The organism is Monashia sp. HAY1-2A, assembly GCF_056755315.1.
The window spans coordinates 1-252 of the sequence record NZ_JBNDHY010000580.1; the positions used below are offsets into that span (position 1 = coordinate 1).

A 252-nucleotide genomic window follows, 5' to 3' on the forward strand; every position below is an offset into this window, starting at 1 on the left:
GGGGGGGGGGGGGGGGGGGGGGGGGGGGGGAGGGGGGGGGAGGGGGGTGGGGTGGTGCAGGGTACCAGTAGGCCATCGAGCCGGTGAAGACGAACGACGTGCCGCCGGGGCCGTACGTCCCCAGCCCGTAGTCGACCGGGACCGGCGTGCCCGCGACGTGGCCGCAGACCCAGTCCGCGTCGATCGACAGGCTGACGCCGCCACACGTCTCGGTGACGGTGCGGTACTGGGGGATGCGTTGCCCGAAGGCCC

1 pseudogene is annotated in these 252 nt (G+C 75.8%); it reads right to left on the reverse strand.

What is annotated here, in order from left to right:
- Nucleotides 1-252: pseudogene (locus ACPYOM_RS23130) on the reverse strand (hypothetical protein); the annotation flags it as partial.